This is a genomic window from Brevibacillus soli, assembly GCF_044759095.2.
Classification (GTDB): domain Bacteria; phylum Bacillota; class Bacilli; order Brevibacillales; family Brevibacillaceae; genus JBIYSM02.
Map to the genome: position 1 here is coordinate 1 of NZ_JBIYSM020000003.1, position 17,061 is coordinate 17,061.

A 17,061-nucleotide genomic window follows, 5' to 3' on the forward strand; every position below is an offset into this window, starting at 1 on the left:
CATCGATCGACCCGTTCCATCCATTGCAACGTTTAGTCGTGTGTTTGCTCAAATCGTCAAGAAAGACCTTGCCGAAAAGCTGTTTTACGATTTGGTCAAACAGTGTCGTGCAGAAGGAATCATTACGGGAACGACCATTGCTATCGACAGTACAGCGATTGATGCATACGAGCGAAAGCAACCGAAATCTCGCTGCCAAGAAACAGGAAACGCCACCTGGGGAGCCAAGTTCGATTCCTTTGGCAATAAAATCACGTGGTTCGGTTACAAAATTCACCTGGCTGTAGACGCAGACAGCGAATTGCCTGTCGCTTTGGAAGTCATCCCTGCTCACGTCAACGATGGAGACATGGCTCCTTCTCTCATGACACAAGTGAACAACCAAGCCAAGGAAGTGTGTAAGAATTACCTTATGGATGGCGGATATGATCATCTCAAGAACTACGAAACCGCTCATCAATACAAGGCACAAGCCATTATTCCTTTAAATCTCCGAAATGAAAAAGAGCCACCTGCGGGCTACACAGCAAACGGTACGCCTCGATGCAGCATGGGATTTGAAATGGTGTACGCAGGTGCTGACGGAAACTATCTCAAATTTCGGTGCCCTCATGTGATGGGAAAAGTAGAGTGTCCACACGGCTCAGCTTGGTGCTCCTCATCCAACTACGGAATGGTAGTAAAAGTGAACGTCAACGATGATCTCCGCAGATTTTCTTTACCACATCGGGACACAAAGAATTGGAAGAAGATGTATAACAAACGGACGAGTGTAGAGCGATGCAATGGCCGTTTAAAGGAAAACCTGACAGCAAATGATCTTCATGTCGGTGGCATTCAAAAAGTGAAAACGTATGTGTATTTCAATGCAATTGTATTATTGGTATCGGCTCTGGCAGGAAAGAAAGCAAAGCCATCTAAAAAAGCGGTATAACACTCTTTTAAAAAAGGAACCAGGAAAATTCTGCCCTTATGCCCATCTCGCTTTTTGGCTTTACCTTGTAAAAGTAGAATTTCCAACCTTACGTATCATTAACTTCATTTTTTTAACGAAAACCTAATTTTGCAAAAGGCTCAAATATGAAACCCAACTCCACTTCCAGGAAAAGATGAAGTCATATGAGTTGGGTTTTTCAACGGTTTCTTCAAAGTGATCCTTGTGAAGCCTTGCTGTTCCTTCTGGCTCGTTTCGTCAACGCTGCGGGCACGCGGGAACAGCTCAGTATGTACGTATAGCGTCGTCAACGGCCACATGAAGGCGCTTCGCACGGAAAAGACGGGGGAATCCGCGCCCTTTTACCTGGGTGTCGTAGGAGCCATTGGCAGTGTCGGCCGTCTGTTGGGTCCTCTGATCATGGGCAGCATGTTTGACCTGGGAGGAGCGGTTCCCGCCATCCTGCTGGCAATCGTGATGTCAGTTGTATCTGTAATCCTTTGTCTCATCCACGCTTCGTTTCTTCGGAAGGAGTCACGTTTAGCGGCTCTCGTCTGATTTTCCCCGACTTAATAGCATACGAGCTACCCTTTGCATAGGGTGGAAGAAAGTGCGCCTTTTTGGGAGGGAGAAGATGTGGCAACGAGTGGCACTACGCGGGTGGCATACAGTGAACCGGAACCCCTGTCCATAGCGGTAAGTCAACTGGTTTATCCTAGTGTGAAAGTCAGTTGGCGGCCAAACGCGATAATCGTGTTCACCGGAACCGACTACCGGCCGGTTCTTCCGGCTGTCTCTCTTGTCCACACCCCCATCAATGCGGCCATTCTCTATTCGGCATCGAAATCGCTCTCACAGGAGATCATGCAAGAGATCTGGCGGCTTCAGCCGACGGGTAGAAATACCCCGGCTCAGGTGTTTGCCGTCGGTCCGTTCGAACCAGAGGCGATAAACCGTCTTCATCAGCTCGGTTTAACCACGCTTTTCTTCGAGAACAAAGACCCTGTTCTGCAGTCCCTGCACATTGCCGAATGGCGGAGACGGGTTCTTCCTCAAGCCAACCGGCAGATGATACTCACCAACACGTTCCTGGTATCCCTCGAAACCATGGAAGAAGCACTGCCGGTTCTGGGTTTCTCCGCTCATATGGGTACCCCCATCCTGTATACCCACAGAAATATGCTGCCGGAATTGACCAGCCGGTTTCTACAGCGGGAGAGCAGTCGCAACGTGAGCATCATCGGCTCTGATCGGACGATTTCCGCCAGCGTGGAGGAAACGTGCAGACGAATCGTCAAAGGAACAGTCGAACGCTTTTCCGGGGACTCACCAAGCGACCTTGCCGTCCTTTTTGCCAGACTGCAGAGCCCGAAGACGGGAATCGGATGGGGAAGAAACCAGCCGATGAAGGGAGACGCCTTTACCTTTTTTCCGGACCAATGGGAATTTGGCATGATTGCTTCTACCCTGTCACATATGGGGAAGCATACGCCGCTTCTGCCTCTGCAGGGGGACAGTCTGCCGCAATCGTACGCCCATTACCTCAACTACCTGCGCCCGCGGGCAAGGGAGCCGAAGCCTCCATTCATGCACGCGTTCCTGCTCGGGGACATGTCGCAAATCTCCTATGCCACGCAAGTGCAAATCGAAGATCAGATCATGTTCAAGGAAAAGTGAACAAAAGATGCGACAGGCAGCCGACCTTGCAAATGGGGCGGCTCTTTATTGTTCGCCTGTTACTTATGAACCAAAACTCCTTCTCTCGAGGGGGGCGCCGGCGCATCGCGACCTGCACAAGTCAAAATAGGTGAAATTGTAGAAAAACACCTCCGTAAAATCGTTCTTTTACGATTCGGAGAGGTGTTTTTCCTTGTCTCTTTCGCTTGTGTACAGGACTAACATTATTGGATGGTTACGTCGTTGAGCATCATGATTCCGGATGGATGCATCCAGAAGCCTTTCACTTTTTTGCTGGAAGCGACCAGATCTTGGTCGTTGCGGATCAACACGATTGGTGCATCCTGCAACTCGATTTCCTGTGCTTTCGCATAGATTTGTTTTCGTTTTTCCGGATCTGATTCCCGGCGGCCTTCATCGATCAGTTTGTCCACTTCCGGATTGCTGTAGAAAGAACGGTTACCCGGGTTTCCTTGCGCTTCCGTGTGGAACAGGAAGTATTGGTTGTAGTCCGCGTCACCTGTCATGTTGGACCAGCCTAGGATGAACATATCATGTTCGCCTTTTGCAGTTCCTTCCAGGTAAGCACCCCATTCGACCACTTTAATTTCCACGTTGATACCAATGCCTTTCAGCTGAGACTGTACAACTTCTGCGAGATTTTGGCGTTCTTTGCTGTCGTTTGTCCAGATCGTCGTGCTGAATCCATTTGCATAACCTGCCTCGGCGAGCAGCTCTTTTGCTTTATTGATGTTGTATTCATAGCCTTTCAAATTCGGGTTGTGACCCCAAACAGCGGGACCCATCGGCGCGGTTGCCTTGGATCCAACGTTGTTGTACACGCCTTTTAGAATGGCATCGGTGTCAATTGCGTAACTGATCGCTTGGCGAACTCGAACGTCGTCGAACGGTTTTTTCTTCAGGTTGAAGCCGATGTAGTCGATTCCGAGTGCATCACTACGGTGCAGCGTTGCATTGGCTGACGATTGCACGCGCTCTACGTCGTTAACGGGAACCGGCTCCGCCAGATGGGCTTCGCCTGCTTCAATCATCGCCATGCGTGTTGTGTCTTCCGGAATCACCTTGAACACAACCTTGTCTACCTTCGCTTTGTCACCCCAGTAGTTTTCGTTTTTCACCAGCGTGATTTCCTGTCCAGGAGTCCATGATTCAAATTTAAACGGTCCGGTTCCAGCAGGATTTTGCCCCAGTTTGTCGCCTTGTTCGTCAATGGCTTTCGGGCTGATAATGCCACCAGCGTAATGGGCCAAGGTGGAGAGAAGCGGAGCGAACGGATACTCCGTGATCAACTGCACGGTATGATCGTCGATAACTTTTACTTCCTTGATCATTTTAAACAACGAAGCACGCGGAGACGCCGTTTTTTTATCAAGGACACGCGCGATGGTTTTTTTGACTGCATCTGCCGTAAATGGTGTACCGTCATGGAACGTGACGTTTTGACGAAGCTTGAATTCCCACGTCAGCTCGTCAACGCGTTTCCACTCAGTCGCGAGAGCTGGCTGAATTTCCATGTTTTTGTCCTGTTTAACCAGGCCTTCAAAAATTTTACCGTGGTATACATTGGCAGACGGGATGTCCGTCCCTTTGTGCGGGTCAAGCTGTGTCGCGTCAGAGAGTTCGGCGATGACGAGCGTTCCGCCAACGGTGGAAGCAGCAGGCGCACTGGTGTTTCCACCGGTTTGCTCAGGCGAAGAAGAACAGCCGACCAGTGCAAGTGAGCACGACAAGGATAAGGCAAGGAGAGACTGGAAGATACGATTCTTTTTCATGATGGTTAAACCCCTTCGTATTTGTGTATGGCTGCATTTTTTCGTCATACTTCTAAGATTTGCAGCTCTTTGGTTGCGGTTGTCAGATTGTCAAACCCGTCTTCGGTAATGACGACGAGATCTTCGATGCGTACGCCGCCAAATCCCTTGATGTAAATTCCCGGTTCTACGGTAATCACCATGCCAGGTTTCAATACCGAATGGTCGGTGCTTCGCATCACCGGTTTTTCGTGTACGGCAAGTCCAATCGAATGGCCGAGACTATGTCCGAAACAGTCCCCGTAACCTGCTTCGCGGATAATGGAGCGCGCAACTTCATCCAGTTCTGAACAGACCTTGTCCGGTCCGATGGCACCGAGGGCAGCTTCCTGAGCTTTCTTGACGATATTGTAGATCTCCACTTGTTTCGGGGAAGCTTGACCGACGATGACCGTTCTGGTGAAGTCGGAGTAGTACCCATTAACACGCGCGCCGATGTCCATTTTAACGAAGTCGCCAATTTGCACGACTCGATCGGTTGCTTGTCCGTGCGGCAGAGACGCTCGCTCGCCTGATGCGATAACGTGATTGGCTTTTATTCCTTCCGCACCGCTCTGCCGCATGAAAAACTCAAGCTCAAGCCCGATTTGTTTTTCAGTCATGCCAGGACGGATATAGCTGAGAATGTGCTCAAAAGCCCTATCGCAAATGGCAACACCTTGACGCAGGTACTCGATTTCCTCTGCGTCCTTGTACATGCGGATCTCATCGAGCAACGGTTCTACATTGGTTAGTGACAAGTGCGGGCTGCTCTCCCGAATGTCAAGGTATTGAGCCACAGGCATTTTCTCCAGTTCAATACCTGCATGTCTCGCCGAGACGTCTGCAAGCAATCGGCAAATCGTACCGACCAATTGTTGTTGATGGTTTACAACCTCGAACAGGGGAGCCTCGCTTACAGCTTGGTCGACATAGCGGAAGTCCGTCAGCAGAACCTGATGTTCCTTCGTAACGACGAGAGCCCCGGCACTGCCGCGAAAACCGGAGAGATAGTAACGATTTTCCGGCGAGACAATGATCGCAGCATCGAGCCCTTCCGCTTCCATTCTCATCCTCAGCAGAGCCAAGCGGTTTTGTCTGCTCATATAATAACTCCTTTCAATAAAAATAAAAAAAATTAAAAATTATGAAACTGTATGCGTCACTACGGTTATTATAGAAAACTTTCGGAAGATTTTGTTTACAGGATCTTTACCTGTTTTTTTAGTATTTTTACTATTCGGTCTTGTTGTCTTTACTTTGTTTCCGTTTCTTATTACGTTTAAGAACAACGAGGCAACAACCTATTCTATGAGGAGAAGGGAGATTCATATGAAGCTGGAAGTTACGGAAGCACGTCATCCTTTACCTGTCAAAACAGCTTCACCACGAGCAAAAAAGTGGTTGTCCTTTTATAGGAAGCTAAAGCGGAATCGCGCAGCCATGGTGGGTGGAGCCATCGTTCTTTTTTATATCGTCATTGCCATACTGGCCCCCATGATTGCTCCCTTCGATCCGTTGGAGATCGATTTAGGGAAAAAACTGATTCCTCCATCGGGCGAGCACTGGATGGGTACGGACGACAAGGGCAGGGACATCATGAGCCGACTGCTGTACGGAACCCGTATTTCATTGACTGTCGGATTTGTATCTGTATGTATTGGAGCAGCCATTGGCATCATTCTAGGGCTTGTCTCAGGTTATTACGGTAAGTGGATTGACACTGTGATCATGCGCATTATTGATGTGCTTTTGGCATTCCCGGGGATTCTGTTGGCACTTGCGATCATCAGCGCACTGGGGCCCAGCCTTGGCAATGTGATGATATCCGTAGGGGTGTTCTCCATTCCAACGTTTGCGCGTATTGTTCGAGGATCTACACTTGCGGCGAAGAAGCTGGAATATGTAGATGCAGTACGCTCGCTTGGAGCAAACGATTTTGTCATTATTTTTCGGCATATTTTGCCAAATATCATGTCGCCGATTATCGTCCAGGGCACGCTTCGAATTGCGACTGCGATTTTGACTGCTGCCGGATTGTCCTTCTTGGGACTGGGAGCACAGCCGCCTACTCCCGAATGGGGCGCCATGCTCAGCAACGGTCGTGACTTTCTCTTTACCGCTCCGCACATCGCCATGTTTCCCGGCATCGCGATTTCCACATTGGTCTTAGGCTTTAACTTGTTTGGCGATGGATTGCGGGATGCGCTTGATCCACGAATGAAAAAATAGGAGGCGAATGAGATGTTGGTTTTTATCATTCGGCGTACCATACAGATGATTCCCGTGCTGCTAGGGGTGACATTGGTCGTCTTTTTGATTATGCAAATGGTACCGGGAGACCCAGCTGTACTGCTTGCCGGTGAAGGGGCGACGGAAGAAAAGATTCAGGAAGTCCGCCACCAGCTTGGTTTGGACAAACCGTTGGCAATCCAATATTTCAACTACGTCAAGGACGTGGTTCAAGGGGATTTCGGCGACTCAATCCGCACCAATCGGCCGGTCATCAACGAAATCATGACACGTCTGCCGATTACGATAGAGCTCGCTTTTGCAAGTATCGTCGTGACGATTGTACTTGGGTTGATCGCTGGGGTTGTCTCAGCTACGAAGCAGTACTCTGTTTCCGACATTACGCTGATGATTGTCGCCCTTCTCGGGGTGTCGTTACCGAATTTTTGGCTTGGCTTGATGCTAATCCTGTACTTCTCGGTGAAATTACACATCTTCCCGGTAGCTGGTTGGGGTACTTTTATGCATGTGGTACTTCCGGCGCTTACGCTGGGGACCGCCGGTGCAGCCATCGTGGCTCGAATGACCCGTTCCACCATGCTTGATGTTGTGCGTCAGGATTACATTCGCACCGCACGAGCAAAAGGCGTCAAGGAGCGAGTAATTGTTTACAAGCATGCACTTAAAAACGCAATGATCCCGGTTGTTACGGTTGTCGGACTGCAGTTTGGCGCTCTGCTGGGAGGGACGGTTCTGACGGAGTCGGTCTTTGCCATCAACGGTTTGGGGCGCCTGATCGTCGACGCGATCCGGATGCGCGACCTGCCGCTTGTTCAGGGTTCAGTACTCGTCGTTTCCATTATCTTCGTGCTGGTTAACCTTGGCGTCGATATCCTCTATCGCCTGCTCAACAAACGCATCGAATTAAATTAGGGAAGGTGAAAATACGTGGGACAGACAAAAGAAAAGGTTCTCGAGGTGCGGCAGCTGCAAACCCACTTCTTCACCGATGAGGGTGTGGTAAAGGCGGTTGACGGCATCGACTTTACAGTTCATAAAGGGGAGACATTGGGAATCGTTGGAGAGTCGGGGTGCGGAAAAAGCATAACCTCCTTGTCCATTCTTCGACTGATTGCCAATCCGCCTGGTAAAATTGTAGGCGGCGAGATTATCTTTAAAGGCCAGGATCTGCTGAAAAAATCGGAAGAAGAGATGCGCAAGATCAGAGGAAACGAAATTTCCATGATTTTCCAAGAACCCATGACCTCTTTAAATCCGGTATATTCCGTCGGGGAGCAAATTGCCGAAGCCTTTCGTCTGCATCAAGGAGCGAACCGCAAGCAGGCATGGGAAAAAGCTGTGGAAATGCTGCGGCTGGTTGGCATCCCCTCTCCGGAAAAAAGGGCCACCCAGGAACCGCATGAATTGAGCGGAGGCATGCGGCAGCGCGTGATGATCGCCATGGCGCTCGCCTGTCACCCTGAGCTGTTGATTGCCGACGAGCCGACCACTGCCCTTGACGTGACGATTCAAGCGCAAATTCTTGAGTTGATGAAAGGATTGCAGAAGCAGCTTGGCATGGCAATCATCATGATTACGCATGATCTTGGAGTTGTAGCCGAGACGTGTGATCGTGTAGCGGTCATGTATGCGGGCAAAATCGTAGAATACACGGACTGTGATCTCCTGTTTGAGGATCCTAAGCATCCGTACACGATCGGTTTGCTAAACTCTCTGCCGCGCTTTGACCAGGACCAGGAGGAGCTGGAAGCGATTCGGGGCAGTGTGCCCAGCCCGTATGACTTGCCGCCGGGTTGCCGGTTTGCACCGCGCTGTCCCTACGCCACGGAGATGTGCAACCAGGCGATTCCGGAACTGACGCAAACCCCCGACGGTGCTCTGGTACGGTGCTTCGCATACACGCCAGGGTGGAATGGAGTCTTGCCTGGGGGGCAATCAAAAAGCTGCGGATCAAAGGGAGGTGACATCGGGTGAAAACGCAAGCTAACGAATCGAAACAGAAAAATGTTCTGTTGGAAGTAACAGGATTGAAGCAGCATTTTCCCATTAAAGGCGGAATTTTCGGGCGTGTTGTTAACCAGGTGAAGGCCGTAGATGACGTCAGCTTCACCATCTATGAAGGGGAAACAGTAAGCATCGTAGGTGAATCGGGCTGCGGCAAATCGACGACAGGTCGGGCGATCCTGCGGCTTGACGAGCCAACCGACGGACAAATCCGATTTCAGGGAAAGGATTTGTTGTCTCTTGGTCCCAACGAAATGCGTAAAATGCGCAAAGACCTGCAAGTGATTTTTCAAGACCCTTTTGCATCGCTTAATCCCCGTCAAACCGTAGGAGAAATTTTGCGCGAAGCACTCTCCATTCAAAAGGTGGTGCCGAAACAAAAGTACCGGGAACGAATCATTGAACTGTTGGAGAACGTTGGCTTGCGTGCCGACAGCATGGATCGTTATCCGCACGAGTTCAGCGGCGGCCAGCGGCAACGTATCGGAATTGCGCGTGCGCTCGCAGTGGAACCCAAGCTGATCATCTGCGACGAGGCTGTCTCTGCTTTGGATGTCTCCATTCAAGCCCAGGTGCTGAACTTGTTAAAGGAACTCCAACGCAAATTCAAGCTCACGTACTTGTTTATCTCCCACGATCTTGGCGTTGTTCGTCATATTTCAGATCGGGTAATTGTGATGTATCTGGGCAAGATCGTTGAAATTGCCGACAAGAAGTCCTTGTTTGACAATCCGCAGCATCCTTATACAAAGGCACTGCTGTCTGCGATTCCGCTGCCGGAAAGGAAGGAAAAGCGCGAACGGATTTTACTGAAAGGCGATGTGCCGTCTCCAATAAACCCGCCCACAGGATGTCGGTTTCACACGCGCTGTCCGTTTGCGGCGGACATATGCAAGGAACGAGAGCCAGAGCTTCAGGCAGTGGATGCAACTCATCAGGCTGCGTGTCATTTTGTGTAAATAACAGAATAGGTGCTTTTCTGGGTCTGTTTACGTTCCCCCTCCTGTGCTAAGCTTTTTGTAAAATGATGAATGTATATCGAGGAACGCCATGATAGGTATGGAAGGATTTACCGTTGTCATTATGTTCTTCATCCTGGCTCCGATTATAGGAGTGATCGCTCTACTGTTCATGTTTGTGTTTGAAAAGAGAATTGATCTTTTGGAGAATAAAGCAACAAAGATTCAACTGGAAAAAGAGCTGCAACAGAGTTTGTTTATCCAGCTAAACCAGCGGATTCAGCCTCACTTTTTATTCAATACCTTAAACGTGATCCTCAGTTTGGCCCGTCTGAAGCGGACGGAGGAACTGGTTAAGGCACTGGAACATCTCTCAGCGGTGTTGAAGTACAAATACAAGACCATCGGTCAGTTGGTTTCGTTGACCGACGAACTTGAGTACACCCACCACTATCTTGAGATCCAGAAACTGCGTTTCGGTTCCCGTCTGACCGTTTCTATTGAATGTGAGAGACAGATGAGCAGCGCTCTTATCCTTCCTTTTATGCTGCAAACGCTGGTAGAAAACTCGTTTAAGCACGGATTGGAGAAAAAGATGGGAGAAGCCATCCTGAACATCAGGCTGTTCGTAAAAGCAGAACACGCTGTACTGCAGGTGGTTGATAACGGGTTGCCGGTTCATTTCTCCATGGGACAGACTGGAGCAGAAGATGGCCATGGATTGGACAACATCCGCCGTCGTTTGCATCTGCTTTTTGAGCGGAGAGCCGGTCTGCAGATTGGGATAAGTGAGCTGGGGGGAACAATCGTTGAGGTTCACTGGCCGCTGATGTATTCATAGGGGAGGGGGACAGACGATGAATGTGTTGCTGGTAGACGACGAGCCGTTGGAGCTGGAGCAGTTGGAGTATCTGATTAAACAGGTCTTCCCTGCGTGGAACATTTATAAGGCGCAAGACAGCAGCCAAGCGATGGCGATTTACCACAACGTAAAGCTTCAGCTGGCCTTTCTTGATATTCACCTGCCTGGAAAATCGGGTCTTGAATTGGCTGCCGATATGAAGGCGAACGGAGGCGAACTGGATATCGTCATCGTTACAGCATTCCAGGAGTTCCACTACGCAAAACAGTCGATTAAACTTGGGGTGATCGAATATATTACCAAGCCGATCATTCAGAGCGAACTGGTTGTTCTCCTAAACCGGTATCAGGCAAAGGGATCATCGACGGGGTATTCCCGGATTATTCACGACGCCATCAACCTGATTAAGGAAAAGTATCACGAAAAAATCAATCTGGCTGATATTGCTTCCGACATTCACGTCAACCCATCCTATTTGAGCCGACGGTTTCATGAGGAGGTAGGGATTGCCTTCTCGGAATATTTGATGAATTACCGAATTGAGATGGCGAAAAAGCTGATCATCAACAATCAGGACTGGAGCATTTCGCAGGTGGCTGAACGTACAGGATTCAACAGCCAGCATTACTTCAGTACGATTTTCCGTAAAATGGTCGGTGCTACTCCGAAAGAATTCCGTGAGAGGGAGAAGCAACGTGCTGTTTAGTAGTCTCCGTCATTATCTTTCGGGATCGGTAAAACTGGGAATCGGGATGGGCATCGTGACGATTCTCGCGCGCTGGCTTACCGGCAATATGCTGATGACATCACCGCAGATACTGGTTAAGTATGGGATTCTCGGTGCAGTCGGGTACAGTTTCATTACCGGTATGGCATTTGTAATCTTTGCTTTTCTGGCCAAGCGCATACGCACAGAATTGATTGACGCGCAAACGATTGGCGATTATCTGCATTACAAACTTCAACCGTTTGGCTATAAGCTGATGGTGGGCATTATGACGTTGACCATCCTAAACAGTTTCTTCCTGCAGGGTGTAGCGGCGGGCATGCTGTTCGAGCAGTTAACGGATATGCCAGTTTGGATTGGATTGTTTCTGTTTTTTGCGGTCTGTGTTTTGTACGCTGGTCTGGGAGGAGCACCGTTACTGAACAGTGTCGCCCTGTTTCAGGTAATCTCCGTGTTTGCAGCTCTAATTTTGCTGTCGGTCTACTTTTTCGTTCGGGAAGGGATCACTCCCATTTACGATGGTATGCGTCTCTATCATCCTTATCTGCTGGTAGTCAACAACCCAGACAGCTGGACGTTTCTCACCGCCGGGGTTTTTATCGGGATCGGACACGTAATCACAGATCGAACCACGTGGCAGCGTCTTTTCGCGCTGGAAGACAAAAAAATCGTTTCCACCCTTGTCCTCTCCGGTCTGATTTGGTCTACCCTTCCGCTGGCTCTGTCTGCTATCGTAATGATCGCCATTTTTTCGGGCAGCTTTCACAACGTCTACTCGTTGCTGTTTGAACTGATTGACCAAATCAACTCACCGCTCCTGCTGCTGTTGTTTTTGATGAGTCTGGTCAGTGCGTACACCGCTTCGTTCGGAGCGGAGCTTCATTCGCTGGTAAGTCTTTTGGTGCGTAACGTACTTCAGCAGGCGAATCCGCAGATGAACGAGAACCAGCTGCTGCAAGCCGCTTACGGATGCGCTGTGGGAATCGGACTGATTGGGTTTATGATAACTGCGATATTCAACCCGTCGCCTTTTACCTTATTTGTTTGTTTTGGAATTCTCTATTCCTCGTTCCTGCTGCCGATGATCATCATGGTGATGAGCCGGCGTAAGGTGGGCAACTTGATTCCTCTAAGCGGATGCATCGCCATGGTTATCGCTTTTTTGAGTATTCCTTCAATCGGCATGCTGAACAGTATCTTTGTTGCGTTTGCCGCTTCGCTGTTACAGACGGTTCTTTACCTTGGGATAAAAAGAGCCTGAAGCGGCTGCTAGGTTCAGCTTGACTGCGCGACCAAATCCATTTCGTGATTGAATCGAAGCGTGTAGAATAATCATGTTTTTAGAGAAGCCATACGTTTCCTTGAAATGAAACATTGATACACCTTATGAATTTATACTTGGGGACATCCGCGATCCTGAGGTGATGTTGGCGGCTACAAGGAAAATTGATGTTGTCGTTCACGCAGCAGCTCTACCTGGCATTCACTTAGCTCATTATAAGCCGGATGACTTTTGGCAATTAAACGTTACGGGAACGCACAACGTGTATCAATCGGCGTTGAAGAATCATGTATGAACTCGCTTTCCAGCTTCGTTTTCGCCTTCGCGGGAGCCGCTGACTCCGAAGCGTTGAAAAACGCCACCCATGAAGCTCGTTCGGCGAGTGTCGCGTAGGTGGGGCTGAGGTGCTCATCCGATGTCATAAAAACTATTTGCCTGGTTCGAAGTTCTCAATGGTTCCGGACTGGAATGTAACTAGCTGTAGGTACGCCAGGTACTTTGTGAAAAAAGAAAAAATATTGAAAAAATAAGTAAAGATAATGCAAATGAAATTTTCAGAATGTTATTTATAATCCAATTATACACGATATATCAAAACAAAAAGGGGGAAACTGTGATGAAAAAAAGTCGAGTTTTGGGAATCATTTTATCTCTATCATGTGTCTTTACAACAGCCTTAACCGGTTGTTCATCTACTCCTCAGGAGACGAAGCCAGGCTCGCAGCAGTCTAATTCTACCGCTACTGCTCCTATAGAAGGAGGTACTTTGGTCATCGCCCGATTGTCGGATGCAACAAAGCTTGATCCCCATTTGGGTGCCGATATTCCTTCCGCAAGTGTCTATCAAAGTAAGATTTACGAGAATCTCGTCAAACAAGATGAAAAGATGGAAATAAAACCGGAATTAGCTACAGAGTGGAAAAAACTTGACGACCTTACCTGGGAATTTAAACTTCGTCAGGGAGTTACCTTTCATGATGGAACCCCGTTCACTGCAGAGGCTGTAAAAAAGACAATTGCCCGCCTGCTGGATAAAAAGACTGGCTCTCCTCGTGCCAATTTGTTCGAGATGGTCGAAGAAGTGAAAGTGATTGATGACTATACGGTACAGTTTAAAACAAAATATCCATACGTTCCCCTGCTTCCTACTTTGGCTCATTATGCAGGCGGAATCATTAGTCCGAAAGCCATTGATGAACTTGGTGAAAAATTGGGACAAAATCCGGTAGGAACAGGTCCATTCAAATTTGAATCATGGGTTCCCGGTCAAGAAATTACGTTGACCAAAAATGACAATTATTGGGGTAATAAGGCAAAAGTAGACAAGGTTGTGTTCAAGATTATTCCTGAGGATACAACCCGAATCGCAATGGTTGAAACAGGCGAAGCTCAGATTGCTGAACCTATTCCTGTCACCGAAATGGAACGTATTCATGCCTCTTCGACTATGAGCCTATATCGAAGTGACGCCTGGGGAACGGACTATATCGGTTTTAATCTAAAAAAGAAACCGTTTGATGATGTACGAGTTCGTCAAGCGATCTCCTACGCGATCGATACTGATGCCATTATCAAAGGAGTATTTAATAATGTCGGGAAAAAAGCAGCCGGGCCGATGGGGTCAGGTGTATGGGGATATAGTGAAAACATCAAGGGATACGAATATGACATTAACAAAGCAAAAGCACTTTTAGCGGAAGCAGGCTATCCCAATGGTTTTAAAACGACGATCTGGACGAATGACAAGAAAGAACGGATGAATCTTGCCGAAGTTGTTCAATCTCAATTAAAGGGGATTGGCATTGACTTAGAGATTAAAGTTGTTGAATGGGGAACCTACCTAGAGGCAACTGGCAAAGGGGAGCATGATATGTTCATCCTCGGTTGGTCTAACGCAACAGGTGACGCAGACTATAACCAATACTTCAACTATCACACCGAAGCTCATGGCAGCGTAGGAAATCGCTTCTTCTACAGCAATCCCGAAGTGGACAAACTGATTGATGCAGGACGTCGGGAAGCCGATGAAACGAAACGTAAAGCCATTTATGAAAAGGCACAAGAAATCGAAATGAGAGATGCTCCAATGGTAATGATCCGCTACTTCGAGAACCTGGCCGTAACGGGGAAGAATGTAAAGGATTTCTGGATCCATCCGTCTGGTAATCTCATGCTTAATGATGTAAGTCTCCAATAGACTCGGTGGTATGAGAAGTAGCATCTGCACGCTATCCATTAAAGCGGTTGGAGTCAACGGCGGCGGAGTAATATATGGATAAACTGAAAAAGGTATGAAAAAGAACCAGCCGACCTCGCAGGTGTGGCTGGTTTTTGTATTTTCGTTTTACTGCTGCCCGAGCAGCTTTTCCAGTTTTTTCTGCTGTTCCCGGGATTTTTTTCGCATTGTCCGCATCTCTTCATCCAATGCCCGCAGCAGGGAGACACACATCAAGACCATGATGAAGGCGAACGGAAAAGCCGCGACGATGGAAGCAGTCTGCAGTCCCTGCAGCCCTCCGCTGAGCAACAGGACGACTGCGATGGACGACTGCAGGATGCCCCAGGTGATTTTCACCTTGGTGGTCGGATCCAGGTCGCCATTGGACGAAAGCATGCCCAGAACAAACGTTGCCGAGTCGGCGGAGGTAATAAAGAAGGTAATGATCAGAACGGTGGAGACGACGGCCAGTATGGTACCGATCGGCAGCTGTTCCAGTGTGATGAACAGCGCGGAAGCCACATCCTTGTCCACTGCCTGCCCGATCGGTACCTGCTGGAAAATCTCCATGTGCAGTGCGGTTCCCCCAAAGACGGAGAACCAGACGAAACTGAGCAAGCTGGGGACGAGCAGAACACCGAAGATAAATTCCTTGATCGTGCGTCCTTTCGATACGCGGGCGATAAACATGCCGACAAAGGGCGCCCAGGCTATCCACCAGGCCCAGTAAAAGAGGGTCCAGTTGGCGATCCAATTGCTGCCGGAAAAAGGCGACAGCCGCATGCTCATTTGGATGATATTTTGCAAGTAGCCGCCCAATGTCGTTGTAAACGTGTCAAAAATAAAGGCAGTCGGACCCAGCAGCAGCACGAACAGCAGAATTCCCAAGGCGAGAAACAGATTGGTATTGCTGAGGATCTTGATGCCGCGATCCAGTCCGGTTGTGGCTGACAGGATGTACAGAATGGTGACGATGGCGATGATGCACACCTGTACGGTAACCGAGCTCGGCAGCTGGAACAAATGGGCCAATCCTCCGTTGATCTGGAGCGTTCCCAAACCGAGAGAAGTCGCAACGCCGAAGACGGTAGCGATGATTGCCAGGATGTCGATTGCTTTTCCGATCGGTCCATTTACCCGCTCCCCCAAAAGCGGATAAAACGTGGACGAGATCAGTCCCTTTGCACCCTTGCGAAACTTGAAATAGGCCAAAGCCAGTGCGATGGCTGCGTAAATGCCCCAGGGATGCAGACCCCAGTGGAAGAAGGAATAGCGCATGGCCATTCGGGCGGCCTCGGGTGTCTGGGCTTCCACTCCTTGGGGCGGAGCGAAGTAGTGAGAGATCGGTTCAGCCACTCCCCAGAATACCAGCCCGATTCCCATCCCCGCACTAAACAGCATGGCAAACCAGGTAAAGGTGGAATACTCCGGTTCATCATCGTCGTCTCCGAGGCGAATTTGTCCGTATTTGCTAAACGCCAGATAAAGGCAGAACAATAAGAAGCCGAAAGCTACAAGCAGATAAAACCAGCCGAACTTGGTGGTCGTAAACGTCAGCACAGCAGATGCGGTCGTGGAAAGATGCTCGGGAAACAGAACTCCCCACAGTACAAAAAGAATGACGAATGCCAGTGATAACAGAAACCTCATCAAACCCCTCCCCATGGAAAAATGATGAAACAAACAAGTTCATACTGTTTGTAAAGTTTTTTCCGTATAAACTTATCATGTATTATACTAAAATAGACTGATTAATACCACCCTGACAGGAGAAGTGACGAATGAACGGCATGGAACGACTGCAAAAAGCAAGGCAACGGGTGATTGAATCCATTGCTAACAATATTGACTTGTATGGCGTTACCCATTCCATCGGGCGCATGTACGGGACGATGTATTTTGAGGAGGAGCCCATGACGCTGGAAGCGCTGGGGGAAGCCCTGGGGATGAGCAAAACCAGCATGAGCGCCGGGGTCAGAGTCTTGACCGATCTGAAAATGGTCGACAAGGTGTGGGTGAAGGGAGTCCGTAAAGATTTGTACCGGGCTGAGGAAGACTGGTACCAGACGTTTATTGACTTTTTTGCGATACGCTGGCGAAAAGCAGTTCAAACCAATGTAGAAATGATCCAAAAGTCGTTGAGCGAGCTGGATGGACTGATTCAGGATGAATCGGTGGAGCAGCGCGTGAAGGAACTGGCACTGAGCGACAAAGAGAAACTGCACAACGCGCTCGCGTACTATCAATGGTTGACGAAGCTGATTGCCAGTCTGGAGTCTTATGAAATTTTTCAGTTTATCCCCAAGCCGGACAAGGAAAAGTGAACGGCAACCG

Annotated in this window: 16 protein-coding genes; 13 read left to right on the top strand and 3 right to left on the bottom strand. The window is 49.0% G+C overall.

Annotated features, from left to right (window positions below):
- The 3 genes from ACE99V_RS01710 to ACE99V_RS01720 all read left to right on the top strand — a co-directional run.
- Nucleotides 1–934, top strand: a 934-nt coding sequence (locus ACE99V_RS01710; RefSeq protein ID WP_420998002.1) for a transposase, incomplete at its 5' end; no start/stop codon positions are given.
- Between the two features lie 225 nt (nucleotides 935–1,159).
- Complete coding sequence (locus tag ACE99V_RS01715; protein WP_400489414.1) at nucleotides 1,160–1,492, top strand: hypothetical protein; 333 nt, start codon at nucleotides 1,160–1,162, stop codon at nucleotides 1,490–1,492.
- A 78-nt stretch (nucleotides 1,493–1,570) separates the two neighbouring features.
- Nucleotides 1,571–2,611 (top strand): hypothetical protein, encoded by a 1,041-nt coding sequence (locus ACE99V_RS01720; RefSeq protein WP_400489415.1) that lies wholly within the window; start codon nucleotides 1,571–1,573, stop codon nucleotides 2,609–2,611.
- A gap of 224 nt (nucleotides 2,612–2,835) precedes the next feature.
- Here the strand turns inward: ACE99V_RS01720 and ACE99V_RS01725 are convergent, their stop codons facing one another.
- Together ACE99V_RS01725 and ACE99V_RS01730 are read right to left on the bottom strand one after the other, a co-directional pair.
- A complete protein-coding gene (locus tag ACE99V_RS01725) occupies nucleotides 2,836–4,404 on the bottom strand; it encodes a glutathione ABC transporter substrate-binding protein (protein WP_400489416.1) in 1,569 nt (522 codons plus the stop codon).
- Between the two features lie 44 nt (nucleotides 4,405–4,448).
- Nucleotides 4,449–5,528: a M24 family metallopeptidase gene (locus ACE99V_RS01730; RefSeq protein ID WP_400489417.1), complete on the bottom strand. Its 1,080-nt coding sequence runs from the start codon at nucleotides 5,526–5,528 to the stop codon at nucleotides 4,449–4,451.
- 226 nt (nucleotides 5,529–5,754) lie between these two features.
- On the opposite strand from ACE99V_RS01730, the gene nikC reads away from it, so the two are divergent.
- The 9 genes from nikC (at nucleotide 5,755) to ACE99V_RS01775 (ending at nucleotide 14,706) form a co-directional block, all read left to right on the top strand.
- Entirely contained in the window at nucleotides 5,755–6,654 is a 900-nt protein-coding gene (gene nikC / locus ACE99V_RS01735; RefSeq protein WP_400489418.1) for a nickel transporter permease, read from the top strand.
- Nucleotides 6,655–6,666: 12 nt separating this feature from the next.
- A complete protein-coding gene (gene nikB / locus ACE99V_RS01740) occupies nucleotides 6,667–7,587 on the top strand; it encodes a nickel ABC transporter permease (protein WP_400489419.1) in 921 nt (306 codons plus the stop codon).
- Nucleotides 7,588–7,602: 15 nt separating this feature from the next.
- Nucleotides 7,603–8,649, top strand: a complete 1,047-nt coding sequence (locus tag ACE99V_RS01745; RefSeq protein ID WP_400489420.1) for an ABC transporter ATP-binding protein — start codon at nucleotides 7,603–7,605, stop codon at nucleotides 8,647–8,649.
- Entirely contained in the window at nucleotides 8,646–9,638 is a 993-nt protein-coding gene (locus tag ACE99V_RS01750; protein ID WP_400489421.1) for an ABC transporter ATP-binding protein, read from the top strand. The genes ACE99V_RS01745 and ACE99V_RS01750 overlap by 4 nt, the downstream gene beginning before the upstream one ends.
- Before the next feature lie 91 nt (nucleotides 9,639–9,729).
- Nucleotides 9,730–10,479, top strand: coding sequence for a sensor histidine kinase (locus tag ACE99V_RS01755; RefSeq protein WP_400489422.1), 750 nt, complete (start codon nucleotides 9,730–9,732; stop codon nucleotides 10,477–10,479).
- Between the two features lie 16 nt (nucleotides 10,480–10,495).
- Complete coding sequence (locus ACE99V_RS01760; RefSeq protein ID WP_400489423.1) at nucleotides 10,496–11,206, top strand: response regulator transcription factor; 711 nt, start codon at nucleotides 10,496–10,498, stop codon at nucleotides 11,204–11,206.
- Nucleotides 11,196–12,488, top strand: coding sequence for an SLC5/6 family protein (locus ACE99V_RS01765; protein ID WP_400489424.1), 1,293 nt, complete (start codon nucleotides 11,196–11,198; stop codon nucleotides 12,486–12,488). Before ACE99V_RS01760 ends, ACE99V_RS01765 begins: the two co-directional genes overlap by 11 nt.
- A gap of 133 nt (nucleotides 12,489–12,621) precedes the next feature.
- A complete protein-coding gene (locus ACE99V_RS01770; RefSeq protein ID WP_400489528.1) occupies nucleotides 12,622–12,804 on the top strand; it encodes a polysaccharide biosynthesis protein in 183 nt (60 codons plus the stop codon).
- A gap of 321 nt (nucleotides 12,805–13,125) precedes the next feature.
- Nucleotides 13,126–14,706 carry a glutathione ABC transporter substrate-binding protein gene (locus ACE99V_RS01775; protein ID WP_400489425.1) on the top strand — a complete coding sequence of 527 codons (1,581 nt, stop codon included), beginning with the start codon at nucleotides 13,126–13,128 and terminating at the stop codon, nucleotides 14,704–14,706.
- A 147-nt stretch (nucleotides 14,707–14,853) separates the two neighbouring features.
- On the opposite strand, the gene ACE99V_RS01780 is transcribed toward ACE99V_RS01775, so the two are convergent.
- Nucleotides 14,854–16,377 carry a glycine betaine uptake BCCT transporter gene (locus ACE99V_RS01780; RefSeq protein WP_400489426.1) on the bottom strand — a complete coding sequence of 508 codons (1,524 nt, stop codon included), beginning with the start codon at nucleotides 16,375–16,377 and terminating at the stop codon, nucleotides 14,854–14,856.
- Between the two features lie 131 nt (nucleotides 16,378–16,508).
- On the opposite strand from ACE99V_RS01780, the gene ACE99V_RS01785 reads away from it, so the two are divergent.
- The gene (locus tag ACE99V_RS01785) at nucleotides 16,509–17,051 is read left to right on the top strand and encodes a GbsR/MarR family transcriptional regulator (RefSeq protein ID WP_400489427.1); all 543 of its coding nucleotides are present in this window, start codon (nucleotides 16,509–16,511) and stop codon (nucleotides 17,049–17,051) included.
- Nucleotides 17,052–17,061 lie beyond the last annotated feature (10 nt).

What these genes read in the sequence shown, in the direction of transcription:
- ACE99V_RS01760 (WP_400489423.1), top strand. Translation starts at nt 10,496, where the DNA reads ATGAATGTGTTGCTGGTAGACGACGAGCCGTTGGAGCTGGAGCAGTTG.
- nikC (WP_400489418.1), top strand. Translation starts at nt 5,755, where the DNA reads ATGAAGCTGGAAGTTACGGAAGCACGTCATCCTTTACCTGTCAAAACA.
- ACE99V_RS01780 (WP_400489426.1), bottom strand. Translation starts at nt 16,377, where the DNA reads ATGAGGTTTCTGTTATCACTGGCATTCGTCATTCTTTTTGTACTGTGG.
- ACE99V_RS01785 (WP_400489427.1), top strand. Translation starts at nt 16,509, where the DNA reads ATGAACGGCATGGAACGACTGCAAAAAGCAAGGCAACGGGTGATTGAA.
- ACE99V_RS01775 (WP_400489425.1), top strand. Translation starts at nt 13,126, where the DNA reads ATGAAAAAAAGTCGAGTTTTGGGAATCATTTTATCTCTATCATGTGTC.
- ACE99V_RS01755 (WP_400489422.1), top strand. Translation starts at nt 9,730, where the DNA reads ATGATAGGTATGGAAGGATTTACCGTTGTCATTATGTTCTTCATCCTG.
- nikB (WP_400489419.1), top strand. Translation starts at nt 6,667, where the DNA reads ATGTTGGTTTTTATCATTCGGCGTACCATACAGATGATTCCCGTGCTG.
- ACE99V_RS01725 (WP_400489416.1), bottom strand. Translation starts at nt 4,404, where the DNA reads ATGAAAAAGAATCGTATCTTCCAGTCTCTCCTTGCCTTATCCTTGTCG.
- ACE99V_RS01730 (WP_400489417.1), bottom strand. Translation starts at nt 5,528, where the DNA reads ATGAGCAGACAAAACCGCTTGGCTCTGCTGAGGATGAGAATGGAAGCG.